General features: G+C 65.1%; 19 protein-coding genes. 16 read left to right on the forward strand and 3 right to left on the reverse strand.

Going from position 1 to position 20628, the window contains the following annotated elements:
• Positions 1-23: 23 nt before the first annotated feature.
• From RIN79_RS04830 to RIN79_RS04870, 9 genes are all read left to right on the forward strand, one after another.
• Positions 24-1256: a phosphopentomutase gene (locus tag RIN79_RS04830; RefSeq protein WP_309083476.1), complete on the forward strand. Its 1233-nt coding sequence runs from the start codon at positions 24-26 to the stop codon at positions 1254-1256.
• On the forward strand, positions 1249-2142 hold the full coding sequence (gene mutM / locus RIN79_RS04835) for a bifunctional DNA-formamidopyrimidine glycosylase/DNA-(apurinic or apyrimidinic site) lyase (RefSeq protein WP_309083477.1): 894 nt from the start codon (positions 1249-1251) through the stop codon (positions 2140-2142). Before RIN79_RS04830 ends, mutM begins: the two co-directional genes overlap by 8 nt.
• A 38-nt stretch (positions 2143-2180) precedes the next feature.
• Positions 2181-2954 carry an enoyl-CoA hydratase gene (locus tag RIN79_RS04840; protein ID WP_309083478.1) on the forward strand — a complete coding sequence of 258 codons (774 nt, stop codon included), beginning with the start codon at positions 2181-2183 and terminating at the stop codon, positions 2952-2954.
• A gap of 123 nt (positions 2955-3077) precedes the next feature.
• The gene (gene rpsT, locus RIN79_RS04845) at positions 3078-3344 is read left to right on the forward strand and encodes a 30S ribosomal protein S20 (RefSeq protein ID WP_309083479.1); all 267 of its coding nucleotides are present in this window, start codon (positions 3078-3080) and stop codon (positions 3342-3344) included.
• 258 nt (positions 3345-3602) lie between these two features.
• A complete protein-coding gene (locus tag RIN79_RS04850; protein ID WP_309083480.1) occupies positions 3603-3881 on the forward strand; it encodes a hypothetical protein in 279 nt (92 codons plus the stop codon).
• A 246-nt stretch (positions 3882-4127) separates the two neighbouring features.
• Positions 4128-5660, forward strand: a complete 1533-nt coding sequence (gene dnaA, locus RIN79_RS04855) for a chromosomal replication initiator protein DnaA (RefSeq protein ID WP_309083481.1) — start codon at positions 4128-4130, stop codon at positions 5658-5660.
• 192 nt (positions 5661-5852) lie between these two features.
• Entirely contained in the window at positions 5853-6971 is a 1119-nt protein-coding gene (gene dnaN / locus RIN79_RS04860; RefSeq protein ID WP_309083482.1) for a DNA polymerase III subunit beta, read from the forward strand.
• Positions 6972-6991: 20 nt separating this feature from the next.
• On the forward strand, positions 6992-8140 hold the full coding sequence (gene recF / locus RIN79_RS04865; RefSeq protein WP_309083483.1) for a DNA replication/repair protein RecF: 1149 nt from the start codon (positions 6992-6994) through the stop codon (positions 8138-8140).
• 79 nt (positions 8141-8219) lie between these two features.
• Positions 8220-8981, forward strand: a complete 762-nt coding sequence (locus tag RIN79_RS04870) for a molybdopterin-synthase adenylyltransferase MoeB (RefSeq protein WP_309083484.1) — start codon at positions 8220-8222, stop codon at positions 8979-8981.
• Positions 8982-8986: 5 nt separating this feature from the next.
• Here RIN79_RS04870 and rpe read toward each other — a convergent pair whose 3' ends face one another.
• The 3 genes from rpe to RIN79_RS04885 form a co-directional block, all read right to left on the reverse strand.
• The gene (rpe, locus tag RIN79_RS04875; RefSeq protein ID WP_309083485.1) at positions 8987-9652 is read right to left on the reverse strand and encodes a ribulose-phosphate 3-epimerase; all 666 of its coding nucleotides are present in this window, start codon (positions 9650-9652) and stop codon (positions 8987-8989) included.
• A gap of 62 nt (positions 9653-9714) precedes the next feature.
• Positions 9715-10371: a GntR family transcriptional regulator gene (locus RIN79_RS04880; protein WP_309083486.1), complete on the reverse strand. Its 657-nt coding sequence runs from the start codon at positions 10369-10371 to the stop codon at positions 9715-9717.
• Between the two features lie 35 nt (positions 10372-10406).
• Positions 10407-11771 (reverse strand): formimidoylglutamate deiminase, encoded by a 1365-nt coding sequence (locus RIN79_RS04885; protein WP_309083487.1) that lies wholly within the window; start codon positions 11769-11771, stop codon positions 10407-10409.
• A gap of 72 nt (positions 11772-11843) precedes the next feature.
• On the opposite strand from RIN79_RS04885, the gene hutI reads away from it, so the two are divergent.
• The 7 genes from hutI to phnD all read left to right on the forward strand — a co-directional run bounded on the left by hutI (position 11844) and on the right by phnD (position 20595).
• Positions 11844-13052: an imidazolonepropionase gene (gene hutI / locus RIN79_RS04890; RefSeq protein ID WP_375165875.1), complete on the forward strand. Its 1209-nt coding sequence runs from the start codon at positions 11844-11846 to the stop codon at positions 13050-13052.
• A 121-nt stretch (positions 13053-13173) separates the two neighbouring features.
• Entirely contained in the window at positions 13174-14715 is a 1542-nt protein-coding gene (gene hutH, locus RIN79_RS04895; protein ID WP_309083488.1) for a histidine ammonia-lyase, read from the forward strand.
• Positions 14712-15521, forward strand: coding sequence for an N-formylglutamate deformylase (gene hutG, locus RIN79_RS04900; protein WP_309083489.1), 810 nt, complete (start codon positions 14712-14714; stop codon positions 15519-15521). Before hutH ends, hutG begins: the two co-directional genes overlap by 4 nt.
• A complete protein-coding gene (hutU, locus tag RIN79_RS04905; protein WP_309083490.1) occupies positions 15518-17188 on the forward strand; it encodes a urocanate hydratase in 1671 nt (556 codons plus the stop codon). The genes hutG and hutU overlap by 4 nt, the downstream gene beginning before the upstream one ends.
• A 35-nt stretch (positions 17189-17223) precedes the next feature.
• On the forward strand, positions 17224-18549 hold the full coding sequence (locus tag RIN79_RS04910) for a YjiH family protein (RefSeq protein WP_309083491.1): 1326 nt from the start codon (positions 17224-17226) through the stop codon (positions 18547-18549).
• Between the two features lie 220 nt (positions 18550-18769).
• Positions 18770-19606 (forward strand): phosphonate ABC transporter ATP-binding protein, encoded by an 837-nt coding sequence (gene phnC / locus RIN79_RS04915; protein WP_309083492.1) that lies wholly within the window; start codon positions 18770-18772, stop codon positions 19604-19606.
• 80 nt (positions 19607-19686) lie between these two features.
• Entirely contained in the window at positions 19687-20595 is a 909-nt protein-coding gene (phnD, locus tag RIN79_RS04920) for a phosphonate ABC transporter substrate-binding protein (RefSeq protein ID WP_309083493.1), read from the forward strand.
• Positions 20596-20628 lie beyond the last annotated feature (33 nt).

Raw genomic sequence — 20628 nt, forward strand, 5'->3', positions numbered from 1 at the left:
TGAGCGCAAAGGATACCCCGCTGATGGCGCGCGCCTTTCTTTTCGTTCTCGATTCCTTCGGCATCGGCCATGCGCCGGACGCGGCGCGCTTCGGAGATGAAGGCGCGGACACGCTTGGGCATATTGAGGCGGCCTGCGCGGCCGGGAAGGCCGACCGCAGCGGTGTCCGAATGGGGCCGCTTCGCCTGCCGCATATGCGGGCGCTCGGCCTCGGCGCCGCCGCGGCGCTCGCGGCAGGCAGCGGGATCGACCCTGCCTTCCGGCCGATCGGCTTCTACGGGGCGGCTGAGGAGCGCTCCAGCGGCAAGGATACGCCCTCCGGCCATTGGGAGATCGCCGGCGTGCCCGTGCCGTTCGAGTGGGGCTACTTCCCCGAAACGGTCCCGACCTTTCCCAGTGAATTGACGGAGAGGCTTGTGGCCGAGGCAGATCTCCCGGGTGTCATCGGCAATTGCCACGCCTCGGGAACGGAGATCATCGCCAAGCTGGGCGAAGAGCATATCCGCACGCGAAAGCCCATCTGCTACACCTCGGCCGATTCGGTGTTCCAGATCGCCGCGCATGAGAAGCATTTCGGGCTGGAACGGCTTTACCGCGTCTGCGAAATCGCGCGGCGTCTGGTGGACGAATACAAGATCGGCCGGGTCATCGCGCGCCCGTTCCTCGGCGAAAGCGCGGCCGATTTCGAGCGCACACCCAATCGCCGCGACTATGCCGTGCCGCCCCCCGAGCCGACCCTGCTCGACCGGGTCAAAGCTGCCGGCGGGCGGGTGATCGGGATGGGCAAGATCGGCGATATCTTTGCCCATCAGGGCGTCACCGAGGTGCGCAAGGCCCCCGGCAACATGGCGCTCTTCGACGCCACGCTGGAAGCCATCGACGATGCTCGGCACGGGGATCTCGTCTTCGCAAATTTCGTCGACTTCGACACGCTTTTTGGCCACCGGCGCGATGTGGCCGGGTATGCCGCGGCCCTCGAAGTCTTCGATGCCCGCCTGCCCGAACTCTTCGCCAAGCTGCGAGAGGGCGATCTTCTGGTCATCACTGCCGATCACGGCTGCGATCCCACCTGGAAGGGCACCGACCACACGCGCGAGCGTGTCCCCATCCTGGGGACCGGGCCGGGATTTCCCAAGGGTTCGGTCGGCGTGCGGGAAAGCTTCGCCGATATCGGCGAGACCCTGGCCGAGCATCTCGGCCTTGCGTCCGGTCCACACGGCCGCTCATTCCTGGGCGCGATAGGCGGAAATGCCTGAGCTGCCCGAGGTGGAAACGGTCCGGCGCGGGCTTGCGCCGGTGATGGAGGGCTCGCGCATCCTGCGCGTGGAGCAGCGCCGGAAGGATCTGCGCTTTCCTTTTCCTGCCGGATTCTCCAGCCGCGTGGCCGGGCGCGCCGTAACGGGTCTCGGCCGCCGGGCCAAGTACCTGCTCATCCATATGGAAGACGGCGCGGTGCTGATCTGCCATCTCGGAATGTCCGGCTCCTTCCGCGTGGAGGAAGGCGAGGCGGAGCAGGTGGTTGGCGAGTTCCACTATTCCCGTTTGAAGGATGACAAGCACGATCACGTGGTCTTCCACCTGGAAAAGGCAGACGGCGCAAGGGCGCGCGTAATCTACAATGACCCGCGCCGTTTCGGTTTCATGCTCATAACCGACGCGGCGGATCTCAACACCCACCCGCTCCTTGCGGGACTTGGGGTGGAGCCGACCGGCAACGAGCTCGACGGCGCGCTGCTTGCAAAGCTTCTTGCCGGCAAGCGCACGCCACTGAAAGCCGCGCTGATGGACCAGCGCGTCGTGGCCGGGCTCGGCAACATCTATGTCTGCGAGGCGCTTTGGCGCGCCGGGCTTTCGCCGCGGCGCCTTGCGGGGACCCTCGCCGCCCAAGGCGGAAAGCCGACCGAGCGGAGCTCCCGGCTGGCCGAAGCGGTGCGCAACGTCATCGCGGACGCGATCGCCGCGGGCGGCTCGTCGCTCAGGGATTACGTGCAGGCGGACGGCTCGCTCGGCTATTTCCAGCACCGGTTCAATGTCTACGACCGCGAGGGGGAGCGCTGCCGAAAGGACGGCTGTTCCGGGACGGTCCGCCGCATCGTGCAGGGCGGCCGTTCCACCTTCTATTGCCCCGCCTGCCAGCGCTAGGCTATGCCGGAGTACAACCGAACCGAAGGGCGATGCGCATGGCTTATGAGACGATCCTGGTCGAGACGCGGGGGCGTGTCGGCCTTATTACCCTCAATCGCCCGAAGGCGCTGAATGCGCTGAATTCCAAGCTGCTCGAGGAGCTTGTCGCCGCTGCCGAGGCGTTCGACGCGAACCAACGGATCGGTGCGATCGTCATCACCGGTTCTGAAAAGGCTTTCGCCGCCGGCGCCGACATCAAGGAGATGCAGAGCAAGTCCTTCATCGACGCCTATATGGAGGACCTCTTCGCCGGCTGGGAGCGGCTGACGCGCGTCCGCAAGCCGGTGATCGCTGCCGTGGCGGGCTATGCGCTCGGCGGCGGCTGCGAGCTCGCCATGATGTGCGATTTCATCATCGCCGCCGACAGTGCGAAATTCGGTCAGCCCGAAATCACGCTCGGCGTCATGCCCGGCATGGGCGGGTCGCAGCGCCTCACCCGGTTCGTCGGCAAGTCGAAGGCCATGGAGATGTGCCTCACGGGGCGCATGATGGATGCGCAGGAGGCGGAGCGCTGCGGCCTCGTCTCCCGTGTGGTACCGGCCGGCGAGCTCATCGAGGAGGTGCTGGAGGTCGCGGCCAAGATCGCCGACTTCTCGATGCCTGCCGTGATGATGACGAAGGAGGCGGTCAACCGCTCATACGAGACCACGCTTTCTGAGGGGTTGCGCTTCGAGCGACGGTTGTTCCATTCCATGTTCGCGCTGGACGACCAGAAGGAGGGCATGGCCGCCTTCGCGGAAAAGCGCTCCGCGCAATTCCGCAACCGTTGACGCGCCCGGCCGCCTCGACTATAAGCCGCCTCGACTGAGGTGGCCGCTGGCTGCCCTTTTGTTTTGTGCCGAGAGGTCTGCCTAACGGTAGGTCCGGCAGTCACTTGAAACGAGAGAGGAATTATGGCCAACACCACTTCGGCCAAGAAGGCGGTGCGCAAGATCGCCCGCCGCACCGAGATCAACAAGTCACGCCGTTCGCGCGTCCGCACCTTCATCCGCAAGGTCGAGGAAGCAATCGCAGCGGGCGACAAGTCTGCTGCGGAGACCGCCCTCAGGGCCGCACAGCCGGAATTGATGCGCGCCGCCACCAAGGGCGTTGTGCATAAGAACACCGCTTCGCGGAAGGTTTCGCGACTCGCCCAGCGCGTCAAGTCCCTGAACGCCTAAGCTCTCCAGCTTCATTTCGGCCCGGCTCGTTTCGGCCGGGTTTTTCTTTGCCGAGCAACGAGTTGACCTCGCGTGCGATGCGCCCGCGAGGCGCTTGTTTTTGTTTGCCGGCATGCTTTCCCACGGCGTTAGGAAAAGTGTCACACTGGCGCGAGTGCCAGGGTGGCCGCCATTCAGAATTCCCGTTTTGGGTCAGTAATTTACAGGAGTTTATCCACAGGTAGTTACCACCGCGCCCCGAGGCCAAGGGGCCCGCCGATGTCAAGCAGATTTTTTGAGTTTGTGCGCATTTTTTCCCGCCCGCCGGGCTGCTGGCAAAAGCATCTGGAATCAAAACGGCTTAACGCATCCACCACTCGCTGCGGTGTTGTCGCAAAGCCTCATGGCGGCCTCATTGATGAAAAAACCGTTAGTCGCGCCCTTGCCCTGTCCGCACGAATTTCGGTAATGTTCGCTTATCGCAAGGGCAAGCGTGAGCGCCCCAAAAAACCAGACAAAACGGGCTTCTGCGGCGCGGAGAAATTCGTGCACGGGTAACGTTTGTTCTCGCGAGACAGTGGGCCAAGATCATGTCTTGGAGAGGGGTTTGCGGTCGAGCCGAGGCTGGGCGCCGTCAGGTGGGATTCAGCCACGATAGGGCAAAAACTCAGCCCAGTATTGAGCGTGCGGAGGTGCGTGAGAGAGCATCGGGTGCCAACACGAGTGTCGACGGGCGGGGCGACATCATGCGGCTGTTCAGCACTGCCCGTTTGAAAAAGACTTTATTTTAACAGGGACAAAAGAATGCAAAGCGGCGTTGAGAGGGAAATTGGGGGAGGGTTTTCTTTTCGCAGCCCTGGAGATCACGGCGAACAGGCCGAGACCTCCGATCAGGCGGCGGCGGTCTTCGAGCGCGTCAGGGCGCAATTGAAAGCCCGGCTGGGCACCGAGGTATATTCCAGCTGGTTCGGGAGGATGAAGCTTGCGGAAACATCCAAGGGTGTCGTCCGCATTTCCGTTCCCACCGCGTTCCTGAGGGCCTGGATCAACGGCCACTATCTTGATCTGATCACCGAGATCTGGAAGGCGGAGGACCGCTCGGTCCTCAAAGTAGAGATCGTGGTGCGCACCGCCACCCGCGCCTTGCCCACCAAAGCCGAGATCAAGCCGGGGCCGGTCCGGAAAGCGGGGGCCCAGCCGCAGACCGCGCTCGCAACGGGGGTCATCAACGGGGCGCGGATCGCCACCCTTCCGACCGCCAAACTCGAGCAGGCGCCGCGGCCGAGCATGTTCGGCTCGCCACTCGACAGCCGCTACACTTTTGAATCCTTCATTGAGGGGGCGTCGAACCGCGTTGCTTGCGCGGCAGCCCGCACGGTTGCGGAATCGGCAGCCAGCGCGGTGCGCTTCAACCCGCTCTTCCTGCATGCGTCGGTGGGGCTCGGCAAAACCCATCTCCTGCAGGCGATTGCCGCAGCCTCGCTCGCGCGGCGGCCGCAGTCGCGCGTCGTCTATCTCACGGCGGAGTATTTCATGTGGCGCTTCGCCACAGCCATCCGCGACAACAATGCGCTGACGCTGAAGGAGCAGCTGCGCGACATCGATCTCCTCATCATCGACGACATGCAGTTCCTGCAGGGCAAGTCGATCCAGAACGAGTTCTGCCACCTCCTGAACATGCTGCTCGACAGTGCCCGGCAGGTGGTGGTCGCCGCCGACAGGCCGGCCTCGGAGCTGGAGTCCCTGGAGCCGCGCGTGAAGTCGCGCCTCAATGGCGGCGTATCGCTCGAGATCATGTCACCGGATTATGAGCTGCGGCTCGCCATCCTCAAACAGCGGCTTGCAGCAACGCGCGCCGAAGACCCATCTCTCAACATTCCGCAGGAAGTGCTCGAGCATGTGGCGCAGGTGGTGACCGGCAGCGGCCGCGAGCTCGAAGGCGCGTTCAACCAACTCGTGTTCCGCCATTCCTTCGAACCGCAGATCACGCTCGACCGCATCGACGAGATCCTCGGCCCAGTCTGCCGCACGGGCGAACCCCGGCGCGTACGCATCGAGGACATCCAGCGCATCGTGGCGCGGCACTACAACGTCTCCAAGACGGAGCTGCTCTCAAACCGGCGCACCCGCTCGATCGTCAAACCACGGCAGGTGGCGATGTACCTCGCGAAGGTGCTGACCCCGCGCTCACTGCCCGAGATCGGGCGCCGCTTCGGCGGCCGCGACCATACGACGGTGCTGCATGCGGTGCGCAAGATCGAAGGCATGTCGGGGGACGACAAGCAACTCGCCCAGGAACTCGAGCTCCTCAAAAGGCTGATCAGCGAGCAAGCATGAGGCGCGCGGCAGGAGGGGCACCTTAAGCGTTATCCCCAGGATGCCCGCGGAAATCGGCCTCGGCCGTTTCGCGGGCTTGCGTTCCGCCTGAATTTACTGTCAGTTTGCGCAAATCCAGCGTGTAGAGCGGCGTTGCGAGCGGGGTATCGCCCGCAATGCATCCACTCTTCATCCAGGCGAGATTCACAGGTTATGCGCGTAGTTCTTGAACGTTCCAATCTCCTGAAATCCCTCGGCCATGTTCATCGGGTGGTGGAACGGCGCAATACGATACCAATTCTCTCCAATGTGCTTCTTTCGGTAGACGGCACCAGTCTGGAGATGAAGGCCACGGACCTCGACCTGGAGGTGACCGAGGCCGCGCCAGCCTCCATCGAACAGGCCGGCGCGACGACCGTGCCGGCGCATCTTCTCTACGACATCGTGCGCAAGCTGCCGGATGGCGCGGAAGTGATGCTGAAGGCGGACGAGAGCGGCCAGACCATGTCGGTCGTTTCCGGCCGCTCCACCTTCCGGCTGCAATGCCTGCCCAAGGCCGACTTCCCCTCGCTCACGGCCGGCCAGTTCTCGCATATCTTCCGCATGGAGTCGGCCTCCCTGCGTGCGCTGATCGAAAAGACCCAGTTCGCCATCTCCACGGAAGAGACGCGCTATTATCTCAATGGCATTTTCCTTCACACGCTTGAGACGGGCGGCACCTTAAAGCTGCGCGCGGTGGCCACGGACGGCCACCGCCTAGCCCGCGCCGAGATCGATGCTCCGGCGGGCTCGGAGGGCATGCCTGGCATCATCATCCCGCGCAAGACTGTGGGCGAGTTGCAGAAGCTGGTGGACGATCCCGACGTAGCCGTCACCGTGGAACTGTCGGACACGAAGATCCGCTTCACCATCGGCAGCGTCGTCCTCACCTCGAAGCTGATCGACGGCACGTTTCCGGACTACCAGCGGGTCATCCCGACCGGCAATGACAAGGAGCTCGTCATTGACCGGCAAAGCTTCTCGGCGGCGGTCGACCGCGTTTCCACCGTCTCGTCCGAGCGCGGACGGGCGGTCAAGCTCTCCATCGCCGACGGGCAGGTCACCTTCACGGTCAACAACCCGGATTCGGGAAGCGCGACGGAAGAAATCCCGGCGGGCTATGATGCCGACCCGATCGAGATCGGCTTCAACGCCCGCTACCTGCTCGACGTCGCCGCGCAGCTTTCAGGCAGCGAGGCGAAATTCCTGCTGGCCGATGCCGGCTCGCCGACGCTCATCCAGGACGCGTCCGACGACCGCACCCTCTACGTCCTGATGCCGATGCGGGTGTGACGACCACGCCAAAGGAGGCTATGGGCGGACGGCCGGCGCAGGTTCATCTCGCCAAGCTCAGCCTCGCCAATTTCCGCAATTATGCTTCGCTTTCGCTCGGTCTTCAGCCGGGCGCCGTTGTGCTGTCCGGAGAGAACGGCGCTGGCAAGACCAATCTGCTCGAGGCGGTGTCCTTTCTTTCGCCCGGGCGCGGCCTGCGACGTGCGACGCTGGAAGAGGTGGCGCGGATCGGCTCCAGCGACGGCTTTGCCGTGCATGCGGAGATCGAGGGGCCCTACGGCTCCTGCCGTATCGGGACAGGTACGGCAGGCGCCGCGCCGGACGGAAGCGAAGCCGCCCGCCGGGTGCGCATCAATGGCGACACGCCGCGCAGCGCGGAAGCCATGCTCGACTGGCTGCGGGTCATCTGGCTAACACCCACGATGGACCAGCTCTTCACCGGCCCTTCGGCCGACCGCCGCCGCTTCCTGGACCGCCTCGTGCTCGCCATCGATCCTGCACATGGGCGCCGCGCCGCGGATTATGAGAAGGCGATGCGCTCGCGCAACAGGCTCTTTGCCGACGAGGTGCGCGACGATGCCTGGTTTGACGCCATCGAAACGCAGATGGCCGAGACGGGCGTCGCGATCGCGGCGGCGCGCGGGGAAATGCTGCGGCTGCTTTCCGCGATGATCGAGCGCCTGCCGGCCGAAGGACCGTTTCCCAAGGCGCTTCTGGCGCTGGAAGGCAGCGTGGACCAGGCGGTCGCACGGATGCCGGCCGTCGATGCGGAGGAAGAGTTCCGCAGCCGTTTGCGCGCCGAGCGACCGCGCGACCGGGCGGCGGGCCGCGCGCTGGAAGGACCGCATCGGAGTGAGCTTCTGGTGCGGCACGCTCCCAAGAATATGCCGGCCGAACACTGCTCAACGGGCGAGCAGAAGGCCCTGCTCGTCGGCTTGGTGCTCGCCCATGCGCGGCTCACGGCCGAACTTTCGGGAATGGCACCCATCCTGCTGCTCGACGAGATCTCCGCCCATTTCGACGCCGGCAGGCGGGCTGCGCTGTTTGACATACTGGAAGAGCTAAACTGCCAGGCTTTCATGACCGGCACGGAACGCGCGCTCTTTTCGAGCCTCGAAGGCCGGGCGCAGTTCCTGACCGTCTCGGGCGGCACCGTCCGCTCGGCCTAGGCGGGAGCCCCGCAAAGCTAGACATCAGGACCGTCATGCGCACCTGACAAGCAGGTTCGGGCGACGTATGGTCCGCCGCATGAGCGAGATCCTTTGGTCCGAAGAAGAGCTGGAGCGCTACGCGCGGCATATCGTCCTGCCGGAGATCGGCGGCGCCGGCCAGCAGAAACTGAAGCGGGCGCGCGTGCTGGTGCTGGGCGCAGGCGGCCTCGGCGCGCCGGTGCTGCACTATCTCGCCGCGGCCGGCGTGGGAACGCTGGGCATCATCGATGATGACCGCGTAGCGCTCTCCAACCTGCAGCGGCAGATCATCCACGGGACGGAATCAGTAGGAACCGCAAAGGCCGAGAGTGCCAAGGCGGCAATCGCCCGCCTCAATCCGCATGTCTTGGTGGAGCCGCACATTCTGCGTCTGAACGCGCAAAATGCCGGGCCGCTGGTAGCCCGCTACGATGTGGTCGTGGACGGCTCCGACAATTTCGAGACGCGCTATGCGCTCGCCGATGCCTGCGCGGAATGTAAGGTGCCGCTCGTCACGGCGGCGGTCGGCCGCTTCGACGGCTCGATCACGGTCCTCAAACCTTACGGGACAGGAGCGGACGGTAACCCGTTGCCCTCCTATCGCGACCTCTTCCCGGAGCCGCCCCCGCCTGGCCTGGTGCCTTCCTGCGCCGAAGCGGGGATCGTCGGAGCGCTTACCGGTGTGATGGGCACGCTGCAGGCGATGGAGGTGATAAAGCTTGTCACCGGCATCGGCGAGCCGCTCGTCGGGCGCCTGCTGCTCTACGAGGCGCTGGCAGCGCGGTTTGAAACTGTGCGATATGGAAGAGGAAAGCGCTGAACGCCCTACCCGGCTGCTGCCTTCCTCAATTCCGCGATGTTCCGGCGATAGGCAGCCTCGCCTCCTCCTTTGAAGATCGACGAGCCAGCGACGAGCACGTCGGCGCCCGCGGCCACCACGACGCCCGCGTTCTCCGCCGAAATGCCGCCGTCCACCTCGATCCTGACGGGACGGCCCTCGATCATATTCCGCACGCGCCGAATCTTTTCCACCGTGGCGGGGATGAAGGCCTGGCCGCCGAAGCCAGGATTGACCGTCATGATCAGGATGAGGTCGATGTCGTCGAGCACATATTCGATCATGCTCTCAGGGGTGGACGGGTTGAGGGACACGCCCGCCTTCTTGCCGAGCCTCCTGATTGTCTGGAGCGAGCGGTGGAGGTGCGGGCCGGCTTCCGCGTGGACGGTGATGTTGTCGCAGCCCGCTTCGGCGAAGGCGGCGAGGTAAGGATCGGCCGGCGCGATCATCAGGTGACAGTCGAAGGGTTTGCTCGTGCGGCCACGGACCGCCTTCACCACCGGCGGGCCAAAGGTGATATTCGGCACGAAATGCCCATCCATAACGTCGAGATGGATCCAGTCCGCGCCGGCGGCCGCCACGGCTTCCACCTCCTCGCCCAATCGCGAGAAGTCGGACGCCAGGATGGAGGGGGCGATCAGCGTTGAAGGCATCGAATTTTTCCCGGCGGCAGCGTCGTCTCTGCCGTATCGCCTTCAATCGCCGATGTCGAGACTCAGAGCCGCGTCACCATCCGGTGCGCGGGGGGATGTACCATGCGCACCAGCGTGATCGGTTTGTCGCGCAACCATGTGATGCGCTCGGCCACGAAAACCGGCGAGCCTTCCCGCAGTTGCAGCAGATCCGCTTCTTCCGCGCTCGCGGCGGCGGCGAGGAACGTGAACTCAGCCTCGGTGAAGGGCGCGTTCTCGACCAGCCACTCGTTCGGACTGACTGTGGTAAAATCCACATCCCGCACGGACGGTACCGCGTCGAGATTGATCCATCGGTCCTCGTATTGATAAGGCGCACTGTCCGCCAGGTGCAGACAGCGGACATGCAGCAGAGGCGTGTCGTCCAAGAGGCCGAGCCTCGTGCGCACGAGTTCGGGCGGTGACACCTCTTCGCAGGAGCGCAGACGATACTGATAGGCTGCGCCGCGCGCTTCGATCTCCTGGCGCACGAGCGGGATAACGAAACGTGCCTCGCGCATTGGATAGAGCGCCACGCGCGTTCCGGCGCGGCGCCGCCGCTCGACGAGCCCCGCACGCGCCAGCTCCTGCAACGCCCGGTTGACGGTGGCCCGCGCGGCGCCGAACTCGCGCGCCAGAACCTCCTCGCCCGGGATCAACGCGCCGGGCAGCCACAGCCGCTCGGCGATGCGGCGCGCCATCTCGTCGCGAATAACTTTGAAGGAGTTGCGCTCACTCATAGGGCGCCGGCGAGCCGAGCCACCACGGCGCGATAGCGCGCGGCGATCGCCTCGCGGGCCACATGCCGGCCTTCCCGCACCATGTGCCTGCCGGCCGACCAGAGATCCGTCACCGCGTCATTGCCGCCGGCAAAGATCCAGCCGTCGAGGATTGCGTCCCCCTCACCCGCGCCTGCGAAAGCGGCCGGATCGATGGCCACCAGATCCGCCCACCGGCCGGCTTGCAGCGCGCCGTTTTCACGGCCGAGCGCTTGCGCCCCGCCAGCGAGCGCCGCCTCGTAGAGCGCCCGCCCGCACGAGCCGCCCTCCTCCGCCATCAATGCGCGGGCGCGGTGATGCAGGCGCTGGGAATATTCGAGCTGGCGCAGTTCTTCGGCCACCGAGATGCGGATGTTCGAATCGCTGCCGATGCCTATCGTCCCGCCTGCCTGACGGAACGCGGGGCCATTGAAAAACCCGTCGCCGAGATTGGCTTCCGTCACGGGGCACAACCCCGCCACCGCGCCGGAATGGGCAAGACGCTCCGTTTCCAGCGCGTTCATATGAGTGGCATGGATGAGACACCATCGCCGATCGACGGTCACCTCGCCGAGCAGGTATTCGACTGGCCGCGACCCATAGGCGGCCAGCACCTCCTGCACCTCCGGCTCCTGCTCGGCTATGTGCATGTGGAAGGGCCCGGACTGCTTTATAGCCAGGGCCGCGTGAATATCGTCCATCCCTGCCGCCCGGATCGAGTGGGCGGCGGTGCCAAGGACAGCATCCGCCGGCAGGCCTGCCATATGCGCTTCCGCGCGTGCCACAAGCCGCTCGAAGCCGCTTACCTCATTGCCGAATCTTAACTGCCCTCCCCTGAGCGCGCGCCGGTCCGCCCCGCCATAGCGGTAGAGGACGGGCAGGAGCGTCAGCCCAATGCCGGTCTTTCCCGCCGCGGCCGTGATGCGGGAGGAAAGCTCAGCCTGATCGTCATAGGGGGTGCCGCCTGGCTGATGGTGGAGGTAGTGAAATTCCGCCACCGCCGAGAAGCCTGCTTCCTGCATCTCCATGAAGGCGAAGGCGGCTATCGTCTCGACGTCCTCCGGGGAAAGGAGGTCAAGGAAGCGGTACATCACCTCCCGCCAGGTCCAGAAGCTGTCACGCCCCGCCTGGCTGCGTCGCTCGGCGAGCCCTGCCATGGCGCGCTGGAATGTATGACTATGGAGATTGGCAAGTGCGGGCAGCAGCACCGGCACCTGAATTGCACCCGAGGGTCTGGCGCTGGGCGCAACGGAAGCGATGCGCCCACTCTCGTCGATCGTCACGACGACATCGTTCTGCCAGCCTTCGGGCGTGAAAGCCGCTCGGGCGAAAATCTGTTGCATGCAGGGTCCGTCCTGAACTACAAGCGTATTTGTATAGACATATTACCCTCCAGTCTAGACGAGTCCCAGGCGATGAAACGCGTCGTCATTACGGAAGCAAGGCTTGCCACTATGACAAGGGGCGGCGGCTCCTATGGCCTGCTCGATGACGGAGCCATCGCCATCGAGGGCGGTCGCATCGCCTGGGCCGGCACCCGAGCCGACCTGCCTGGCGAATGGAGCGGCGTCGAGAGGATAAATCTTGGTGGACGGCTTGCCACCCCGGCCTTGATCGACTGCCACACGCATCTGGTTCACGGCGGCGACCGCGCGCGCGAGTTCGAGCTGCGTCTGCAGGGGGCGAGTTATGAAGAGATCGCGCGCGCCGGCGGCGGAATTCTCTCCACGGTGACCGCGACCCGGCATATGGACGAGGAGCAACTCGTGGTTTCCGCCTTGCCGCGCCTCGATGCGCTCATTGCGGAGGGGGTCGCGACGGTCGAGATCAAGTCCGGTTACGGGCTGACGATCGAGGACGAGCTGAAGATGCTGCGTGCTGCGCGCCGGCTGGGGACGCTACGCAATGTGCGGGTGAAGACGAGCTACCTTGCCGCTCACGCCGTGCCCCCGGAATACAAGGACCGGGCCGATGCCTATATCGACGAGGTCGTGCTTCCCGGCATGGAGGCAGCTTATGAAGCGGACCTCGCCGACGCCGTTGACGGCTTTTGCGAGAGCATCGCTTTCTCGCCCGGGCAGATGGAGCGCGTTTTCGCCAAGGCACAGGCACTCGGCCTGCCGGTAAAGCTTCACGCGGAGCAGCTTTCCAATCTCGGCGGAGCAAAGCTTGCCGCCAGCTTCAGTGCGCTTTCCGCCGATCACTTGGAATATCTCGACCAGGAAGGCGTCGCGGCCATGAAGACCGCCGGCACTGTCGCCGTGCTCCTGCCCGGCGCCTTCTATACACTGCGGGAGACGCAGGCGCCGCCGGTGGCCGAACTGCGCGGCGCGGGCGTTCCCATCGCAATTGCGACCGACTGCAATCCGGGCTCCTCGCCGCTTTCCTCCCTGCTTCTCGCCATGAACATGGCCTGCACCCTCTTTCGCTTGACGCCGGAAGAGGCGCTTGCCGGCGTCACGCGCGAAGCTGCCCGCGCCCTCGGCCTTGCCGATGAGATCGGCACCATCGCGCCGGGCAAGCGCGCCGAGCTCGCCGTCTGGGATGTCGAGCACCCCGCCGAGCTTTCCTATCGCATCGGCTTCAATCCGCTTTACCGCCTCTTCCTGGGAGATGTCGCATGACCCATTCGTCGGCCCTGGCCGCAGGAATGCCCCATCCTCCCCCGCATTGGGAGGGTAGCCGCGTCAGTATCCGCAGGATGCGGGCGAGCCGGGTCGAGGCCGGAGCTGGGCAGGAGCGGCCATGACCCTCACCGTCACACCCGGCGAAGTCTCGATCCACACTCTCGAGCGCATCTGGCGCGAAGGGCCGCCGGTCCGGCTTGATCCATCCTGCCATACCGCAATCGAACGCTCGGCGCAGCGCATCGCCGAAATCGCCGGCGGTGACCAGGCCGTCTACGGCATCAATACCGGGTTCGGGAAACTCGCCAGCGTGCGCATACCGGCGTCCGATGTGGCCACGCTTCAACGCAACCTCATCCTCTCCCATTGCTGCGGGCTCGGCGCGCCGCTGGACGAGAAAATCGTTCGTCTGGTGATGGCGCTGAAGCTGATGTCGCTCGGCCGCGGCGCCTCGGGTGTGCGCATGGAGATCATCCGTCTCCTGGAGGAGATGCTTGCGCGCGGCGTCATCCCCGTGATCCCGGAGAAGGGCTCGGTCGGGGCCTCGGGCGACCTCGCGCCCCTCGCCCATATGACGGCGGCGATGATCGGCGAAGGCGACGCGCATTTCCGCGGTGAAAGGCTGTCGGCCGGGGAAGCGCTCAGCAAGGCCGGGCTTTCCCCGGTCACTCTCCAGGCCAAGGAGGGGCTGGCACTCATCAACGGCACACAGGTCTCGACCGCCCTCGCGCTCGCCGGCCTCTTCCGCGCCCACCGTGCCGCGCGCGCGGCCGTCATCACCGGCGCGCTTTCAACCGATGCCGCCATGGGCTCCTCCGCCCCGTTCCATCCGGAGATCCATCTCCTGCGCGGCCACCAGGGCCAGATCGACACGGCAGCAGCGCTCTGGAAGCTGCTTGACGGCTCCGAAATCCGCGAAAGCCACCGCGAGGGCGACGAGCGTGTGCAGGACCCCTACTGCATCCGCTGCCAGCCGCAGGTGGATGGCGCTTGTCTCGACGTCCTGCGCCAGGCCGCGCGCACGCTCACGATCGAGGCCAATGCGGTGACAGACAATCCGCTGGTGCTTTCCGACGGCACGGTGGCGTCCGGCGGCAATTTTCATGCCGAGCCCGTGGCCCTCGCTGCCGACCAGATCGCGCTTGCCATCTGCGAGATCGGCGCGATCGCCCAACGGCGCATCGCGCTCCTGGTCGACCCGGCGCTCTCCTTCGGCTTGCCCGCGTTTCTCGCCAAGAAGCCGGGGCTCAACTCCGGCTTCATGATCGCTGAGGTGACGTCAGCCGCCTTGATGTCGGAGAACAAGCAGATGGCCCATCCCGCCTCTGTGGACTCCACTCCCACCTCCGCCAACCAGGAGGACCACGTCTCCATGGCCTGCCATGGCGCCCGCCGCCTTCTTGCCATGAGCGACAATCTGTTCGGCATCATCGGGATCGAGGCGATCACGGCAGCACAGGGAATCGATCTGCGCGCTCCGCTCAGGACGAGCACCGAGCTGCAGAAGGCGCATGCCGCCATCCGCGCCGCCGTGCCGGCGCTGGATGTCGACCGCTTCATGGCGGGCGATCTTGAGGCGGCAACGGAGCTGGTGCGTTCAAGCCAGCTCAATGCTAGCGTCTCGCCCGGCATATTGCCGGAACTCAGGAGCGAGCCATGACGCCGGTGGAAGTGGTCCAAGGCACCTCGCCCGTCATTCTCGGCTTCCCACACACCGGCACGTACATGCCGGAAGAGATGTGGAGCAGGTTGAACGAAGAAGGCCGCAAGCTGCGCGACACGGACTGGCACGTCGATGTGCTCTACCGGGACCTCCTGCCCAACGCCACCTCCGTGCGCGCCACGTTCCATCGCTATGTGATCGACGCCAATCGCGACCCGTCCGGCCAGAGCCTCTACCCAGGCCAGAACACGACAGGGCTCGTGCCGCTCTCCAATTTCGACGGCCAGCCGATCTGGCGGGAAGGCGAGGAGCCGGACGAGGCCGAGATCGCCGCGCGGACCGCCGAGTTTCACCGGCCCTACCACACCGCCCTGAAGCAGGAAGTGGCGCGCGTGAAGGCGCTCAACGGGATTGCGGTGGTCTACGACTGCCATTCCATCCGCTCGCGCTGCCCATTCCTCTTTGACGGTACGCTGCCCGACTTCAACATCGGCACCGACAATGGCCGCACCTGCGCTCCCGCCCTCGAGGAGGCCGTCGTGGAGATCTGCTCGGCGGCGGAAGGCTTCTCCCACATCCTCAACGGCCGCTTCCGCGGCGGTTGGACCACCCGGCACTATGGCCGGCCCGCGGAAAGGGTGCATGCCGTCCAGATGGAGCTCGCTCAGGCCACGCATCTGGAAAGCGAGAGCGAGCCCTTCGCCTATGACGCGCTGAAGGCCGAGCGCCTGCGCCGGCATTTAAAGGCCACTCTGGAGCGGCTGGAACAGATCGCCCTTGCCATCGGAGAGGAAAGACAATGATCAATCCGCGCCACAATATCCGCGAGGTGAGAGCGCCACGCGGGCCTGAGCTCAACGCAAAAAGCTGGCTGACCGAAGCGCCGCTCCGGATGCTCATGAACAATCTCGACCCGGACGTGGCGGAAAACCCGAACGAGCTCGTCGTCTATGGCGGCATCGGCCGAGCGGCGCGGACTTGGGAGGATTTTGACCGCATCGTCGCCGCGTTGAAGGCGCTGAACGAGGATGAGACTCTGCTCGTCCAGTCCGGCAAGCCGGTCGGCGTGTTCCGCACGCACGCGGACGCGCCGCGCGTGCTGATCGCCAACTCCAACCTCGTGCCGCACTGGGCCACCTGGGACCATTTCAACAAGCTCGATCGCGCCGGGCTGATGATGTACGGCCAGATGACCGCCGGCTCCTGGATCTATATTGGCACCCAGGGCATCGTGCAGGGCACCTACGAAACCTTTGTCGAGGCCGGCCGCCAGCACTATGGCGGCAATCTCAAAGGCCGCTGGATCCTCACAGCCGGCTTGGGCGGCATGGGCGGCGCGCAGCCACTGGCTGCGGTCATGGCCGGCGCATGCTGCCTCGCGATCGAATGCGATGAGAGCCGCATCGATTTTCGCCTGCGCACCCGCTACCTGGACGAGAAGGCGCGAAGCGTCGACGAGGCGCTTGCCATGATCGAGCGCTGGACCAAGGCCGGTGAGGCGAAGTCGGTCGGGCTGCTCGGCAATGCGGCGGAAATCCTGCCCGAACTCATTCGTCGCGGGGTGAGTCCCGACATCGTGACGGACCAGACTTCGGCGCATGATCCGCTCAACGGCTACCTGCCGAAGGGCTGGTCACTGGCTGAATGGCGCGAGAGGCGCGAGACCGAGCCGAAGGCGGTGGAGAAGGCTGCCCGCGCCTCCATGCGCGAGCATGTGGAGGCGATGGTCGCCTTCTGGAACAAGGGCGTGCCCACCCTCGACTACGGCAACAACATCCGGCAGGTCGCCAAGGAGGAGGGCCTTGAGAACGCCTTTGCCTTCCCCGGCTTCGTGCCGGCCTATATACGCCCGCTGTTTTGCCGCGGCGTCGGCCCCTTCCGCTGGGCCGCCCTTTCCGGCGATCCGGAGGACATCTACCGCACCGATGCAAAGGTGAAGGAGATCCTGCCGGAAAATGAGCACCTGCACCGCTGGCTCGATATGGCGCGTGAGCGCATCGCCTTCCAGGGCCTTCCAGCGCGCATCTGCTGGGTAGGTTTGGGTGACCGCCACCGGCTGGGCCTAGCCTTCAACGAGATGGTGGCCAAGGGCGAACTGAAGGCGCCGGTCGTTATCGGCCGCGATCATCTCGATTCCGGCTCCGTCGCCTCGCCCAACCGTGAGACCGAGGCCATGAAGGACGGCTCGGATGCCGTCTCCGACTGGCCGCTCCTCAACGCGCTTTTGAACTGCGCTTCGGGCGCCACCTGGGTCTCGCTGCATCACGGCGGCGGCGTCGGCATGGGATTTTCCCAGCATGCGGGCATGGTGATCTGCGCCGACGGAACGGACGCAGCGGCAAAGCGGCTCGAGCGCGTGCTGTGGAACGATCCGGCAAGTGGCGTCACGCGCCATGCGGATGCGGGCTACGAGGAGGCGCTCGCCTGCGCCAGGGAGCACGGCCTTAACCTGCCGGGCATCCTGGGCTGACGAATCTGTGCGAGACAGGGACCAGGGAGGATAAAATGACCGAGACTGCAACCGGCGCGCAGGGTTTCCGGGGGGCTGCCCTCTTCAGGCTGATCGCCTATAGCGCGATCGGAATCTTTATGTTCTTCGTGCCGATCAGTATCGGCGGCAAGTCGACGATCCCGCTCGACCACGCTGCGACGGCCATCGTCGCCTATGCGCATCCCGTGGCGGTGGTCTTCGTTTGCCTGCTGATCCTCTACGGCGCGGTTACGCCGTTCATGACCGGAAGCTGGAACAAGCGCGCGACGGAACGGGTCTTCTCGCTGCTTCGTCTGCTCGGTGTCGTGGTCACCGCCATGTACCTGACCGGGGTGGGGCCGGCGGCGCTGTTTGCTCCCGACATGCTGCCGTTCCTGTTCGAGAAGCTGGTCCTTTCCGTCGGCCTCATCGTGCCGATCGGCGCGCTGGCGCTGGCTTTCCTGATCGGCTACGGCCTGCTCGAATTCACCGGCGTGCTCGTCCAGCCGATCATGCGCCCGGTCTGGCGCACCCCAGGCTGGTCGGCCATCGACGCGGTCGCATCTTTCGTCGGCAGCTACTCGCTGGCCCTGCTCATCACCGACCGGGTGTTCAAGGAAGGCAAGTACACGGAGCGCGAGGCGGCGATCGTAGCAACCGGCTTTTCCACGGTCTCGGCCACCTTCATGATCATCGTCGCCAGAACGCTCGGCCTGATGGAGTCGTGGAATCTCTATTTCTGGTCCACGCTCGTCGTCACCTTCGTCGTCTCGGCGATTACCGCGCGCCTGTGGCCGATCGCGGGCATGGACCATCCCGCGGATCGCGACGTGCCGCTGCCCCCGGGTCGCGGTCGGCTCCAGGCCGCCATGGACGCGGGCGTGGAGCAGGCTGCCGCTGCGAAGAGCCTGCCGGTGACGCTGCGCGACAGCTTCGTTGCCGGGTTGCGCATGGCATCCCTCATCCTGCCGAGCATCATGGCCGTCGGCCTGCTCGGACTGTTGGCGGCCAAGTACACACCGCTCTTCGATATTCTGGGATATCTGCTTTACCCGTTCACCTGGGCCGCTCAGCTTTCGGAGCCGATGCTGGCTGCGAAGGCGCTAGCCTCCGGACTTGCAGAGATGTTCCTGCCGGCCATCCTGCTGCAGGACGCCGGACTCGACTTGAGATTCGTCGCCGCGGTCGTGTCTGTCAGCCAGGTGCTGTTCTTGTCGGCCTCTATCCCCTGCGTGCTCGCCACGTCCATCCCGCTCACAATGAAGGATCTGCTCGTCATCTGGTATATCCGCACCGCGCTCAGCGTTCTGATCGCGGCACCGATCGGATGGCTTGCGGTCTCGGTGGGGTGGCTGTCGTAACAGGATCCGGGTCGCTGGCGAGACGGCGGAGTTCTCGCTCCGCCAGCGACACCGGAGATTTCCCTCGATCCGTGCGGTAGTGCTGCTGGTCACAAGAGCCGGGAGCACCGGCGCACCGGTGGATTGTAACAAAACTGACATTTGTCCGACATGCCAGCTTCACGCTGGAGCTTTAGGCCATCTCACGACAAGGGCGGAAAGCCCGAACGGGGAGAAGCCTATGCTTCAGATACGCCATGTAACGCGGCGCTTCGGAAAGACGGTTGCCGTCAAGGGAGTAGACCTTGAAATCGGCAAGGGCGAGATGGTCGGCATCATCGGCCGCTCCGGCGCCGGCAAGTCGACGCTGCTGCGCATGATCAACCGGCTGATCGACCCGAGCCAAGGCGCGATCTTCTTCCAGGGCGTCGAGGTGTCGGCGCTGAAGGGCGCGTATCTCCGCCGCTGGCAGCGCGACTGCGCCATGATCTTCCAGCAGTTCAACCTCGTGCCGCGGCTCGACGTGCTGACCAATGTTCTGCTCGGCCGGCTGAACCACCGCTCGACCGCGCTCAACCTGCTCAACATCTATTCGCGCGAGGAGCGCCTGCAGGCGATCGCCGCCCTGGAGCGGCTCGACATCGCGCAAACCGCGCTGCAGCGCGCCGGCACGCTGTCGGGCGGCCAGCAGCAGCGCGTGGCGATCGCCCGCGCCCTCATGCAGGAGCCGAAGGTGATCCTCGCCGACGAGCCCATCGCCTCGCTCGATCCGCTGAATGCGAAGGTGGTGATGGACTCGCTTGCCGACATCAATGCCCGCGAAGGCATCACCGTCATCACGAATCTCCATACGCTGGATACCGCGCGCCACTATTGCTCGCGCATCGTCGGTATGGCGAAGGGTGCCGTCGTGTTCGATGGCGCGCCTGAGGAACTGACCAGCGAGATGGTGCGCCAGATCTATGGCGCGGAAGGCACGGAAGCGGTCGCCGAGGCGATCACCTCCACCAGCATCGGCAAGCCCGTGGGGGCGCAAGGGGCAAAGCAGCGGCGCCTGGAGCCCGCGCTTGCCGGCTGAACCGGCGCTTTGCAAACGACACTCGCAAGAACAGCCAACAAGAACCATGCCGGCTAAGCCGGCCAACAGGAGAGACGAACATGTTGAAGCATCTATTGATGGGCGCCGTCGCGCTCGGCGCGATCCTGGTGGGAAGCGCGCAGGCCGAGGACCTCAAGGAGTTCCGCATCGGCATCATCGGCGGCGAGAATGAGGCCGACCGCCTGCGCAATTTCGAGTGCATGGTGGACAAGCTTCCCTCGGTTCTGGGCGTCGAGAGGGTATCGCTCTTTCCCGCCGCAGATTACGACGGGGTGATCCAGGGACTGCTCGGCGGCACACTCGACTATGCCGAGCTCGGAGCCTCCGGATATGCCAAGATTTATCTGGAAGACCCCAACGCGGTGGAACCGATCCTCACCACCGTCCAGACCGACGGCTCCACCGGCTATCATTCGATCATGGTCGCCCGCAAGGACTCGGGCATCCGTACCTTGGCCGACCTCAAGGGGAAGAAGCTCGGCTTCGCCGACCCGGACTCGACGTCCGGCTACCTTATTCCCATGGTCACGCTGCCCGAGGCGCTGGGCACCAGCGTCGAAGAGCATTTCGCCGAGACCGGCTTCGGCGGCGGCCACGAAAATCTGGTGCTTGAAGTGCTGAAAGGCACCTTCGACGCCGGCACGACCTTCGGCTCCGGCGTTGGCGATTTCTCGGAAGGCTACACCTCCGGCAACCTGCACAAGATGGTCGAGAAGGGCGTCCTCGACATGGACGATCTCGTGGAGATCTGGAAGTCGCCGCTCATCCCGAACGGCCCCGTTGTCGTGCGCACCTCCATGGACCAGGAGATGAAGGACACCTTCAAGAAGTTCATGGTGGATCTGCCGCAGAGCGACCCCGAGTGCTTCTCCGCCATCCAGGGGGGCGATTTCACCGGCTTCACCGAGGTCACGCCGGAGTTCTACAAGCCCATCATCGACGCCCGCAAGGCGCAGATCGGGTCGTAAGAAATCCATGCCGCAACTGCGCCGCCAGCCCTC

The organism is Chelativorans sp. (assembly GCF_031180965.1).
Classification (GTDB): domain Bacteria; phylum Pseudomonadota; class Alphaproteobacteria; order Rhizobiales; family Rhizobiaceae; genus Chelativorans.